Genomic DNA, 1,533 nt, shown 5'->3' with positions numbered 1-1,533 from the left:
TGTGCACGGATTGAGGCAATGCAGACCAACGTGTGCTTTTTGGTCGCAGCACCTCCCTAAAGGGACCAACGCCTCACAAATTTTCATCGGTGATGTCCTTGCGCGTGCGAATCGCTCTCATCAACAGAGACAGCGCGGCGCAGTTGTCCTGCGATTGCTAAACGGGAAGCTACACTCGTTGTCGTCTGAGATCGTGTCCCATGCAGGCGCGTTGAATCTCACCTCCCGCGTCCCCACATCATGACGCTCGACGGCATCGTAAACTTAACGGAGGAAAGGCCAGCGAAAGACGCCATCCGTACGCATCCGAGCTGGGCCGCATTGCGGATTTGAGTGATCGTGTGGATGCTCTGTCTATATAGACGGCAATATAACGGTGCTTTCATGGACATCACAAGCGATCACTCGGGGCGTTTCAGCCGGATGGAGATTGTCGATAGCGGCCGTCGCCGGCGTTTCACAGATGAAGCGAAGCTGGCGATCGTTGCCGAGAGTTACGCTGGTTCGCGGCAGGTCACGGCAACGGAGCAGCGTCACGGGATCACGCGCTGGCAGTTAAATGCCTGGCGCAGGGCCGCGCGGGAAGGACGGCTTGTCCACCGCTCGACGACGGGCTTTGTTCCGGCGATCGTCGTTGCCGAACCAGTTGTTGCAAGCACGCCTCCTGCGGCGAGTGTCGCTGTGCGGCCCCCTATCACTGACCACGGTCGCATGGAAGTGGTGAGCGCGAACGGCCGGCGTGTGATCGTTGGCCAGGATGTCGACGTGGACGTTCTGCTTCGGATCATGCGTGGCCTGGAGACGTTGCGATGAGCCTGTGGGCGAAAATTGCAAGAGCATGACAGATATCTCCGGATGGCGTCTTTCGCTGGCATTTCCTCCGCTAAGTTTACGATGCCTGGCCAGGGGGCCTGCCTGTTCACGAAAAAATTGGAACGCGGCCGGTTTATCTGGCCGAATGTGGAGGGCGGCGCGGTGGCAATCACGCCGGCGCAGCTCTCATATTTGCTATCAGGAATTGACTGGCGAGCCCCTCAGGAAACCTGACACCCGACACGGGTTTGAGTGTCTTTATCATTGAATTTGTTGAAGAAATATGCTCTCATATTTGGCATGTCGTTACCGCCACTTTCCTTTCCTGACGATCTTGCCAGCGCCCACGCCGCGTTGCTGGCGGAACGCGAGGCGCGGTTACGGGCTGAGGCCGAAGCGACAAACGCCAAGGCAAAACTTTCCAGTATCGAGGCGCTCAACGCCCATCTGCAATTGCTGATCGCCAAGTTGGAACGCGACAAACATGGTCCAAGCCGGGAGCGCACTCAGCGGCTGATCGACCAGATGGAACTGCAGCTTGAAGAGCTGGTCGCCGATGCCACCGAGGACGAGCTCGCTTCACAGGCGTCTGCCGCCAAAACCCAAGCCGTGCGTGCCTTCACCCGCAAGCGACCAGTGCGCAAGCCCTGGCCAGAGAATATCGAACGCGAGCGCGTCGTCATCGCAGCACCCACGGCCTGCGATCATTGCGGCAGCGAG

At 58.8% G+C, this 1,533-nt stretch carries 3 protein-coding genes; all 3 read left to right on the top strand.

From position 1 onward, the window contains the following. The first annotated feature begins 384 nt into the window (after positions 1–384). A complete protein-coding gene (gene tnpA / locus PDO_RS14810; protein WP_007603260.1) occupies positions 385–813 on the top strand; it encodes an IS66-like element accessory protein TnpA in 429 nt (142 codons plus the stop codon). A 42-nt stretch (positions 814–855) separates the two neighbouring features. Next, complete coding sequence (gene tnpB, locus PDO_RS14805) at positions 856–1,047, top strand: IS66 family insertion sequence element accessory protein TnpB (RefSeq protein ID WP_052023462.1); 192 nt, start codon at positions 856–858, stop codon at positions 1,045–1,047. A 66-nt stretch (positions 1,048–1,113) separates the two neighbouring features. Then, a partial coding sequence (locus tag PDO_RS14800) for an IS66 family transposase (RefSeq protein ID WP_007603259.1) occupies positions 1,114–1,533 on the top strand: 420 nt, incomplete at its 3' end.

It is taken from the genome of Rhizobium sp. PDO1-076 (assembly GCF_000247475.1).
GTDB lineage: Bacteria > Pseudomonadota > Alphaproteobacteria > Rhizobiales > Rhizobiaceae > Allorhizobium.
The sequence above is the reverse complement of the archived record's forward strand: the minus strand, read 5'-3'. Positions and strand labels throughout refer to the sequence as shown.

Excerpts from the sequence above, each read along its gene's own strand:
- tnpA (WP_007603260.1), top strand. The coding sequence starts at position 385 with ATGGACATCACAAGCGATCACTCGGGGCGTTTCAGCCGGATGGAGATT.
- tnpB (WP_052023462.1), top strand. The coding sequence starts at position 856 with ATGGCGTCTTTCGCTGGCATTTCCTCCGCTAAGTTTACGATGCCTGGC.